This window comes from Arthrobacter sp. SPT-J7, from assembly GCF_059089965.1.
In genome coordinates this window covers 1-323 of sequence record NZ_JBNHFF010000613.1, presented here as the reverse complement: position 1 = coordinate 323, position 323 = coordinate 1, and the positions used below count along the sequence as shown (strand labels likewise).

General features: G+C 59.8%; 1 riboswitch.

Annotation, left to right across the window (positions count from 1 at the left end):
- Positions 1–150: 150 nt before the first annotated feature.
- Positions 151–311, bottom strand: a riboswitch (cyclic di-AMP (ydaO/yuaA leader).
- Between the last annotated feature and the right edge of the window lie 12 nt (positions 312–323).

Here is a 323-nt window from a genome sequence, read left to right as displayed (position 1 = left end):
CAGCAGCTCCTACTCCAACGAGGAGCGCGCAGGATGCGGCTACCACGGCCGCACGCTTGCCGAAGGAAGGAATTTTGCCGTTTTCTGTTCCGGCATGGGGTGCAGACCCGTTTTTCGGGCGTGGTTTTACCAGGTTTTTGAACATGATGGATCGCCTCTCACACCTGCGGAGTTAGCTGTCGGGTTCGGATGAGGGCATCCGGCCACACGGAAAGATCACGTGCTGGCTTAACCCCAAGGGCAATCAGTGCCCGGGACGGTGGGTCCCCCGCCTCTGCCATTGTTCAAGGGGAATCCGGGAAGTGGCAGAGCTTGGCGTCATC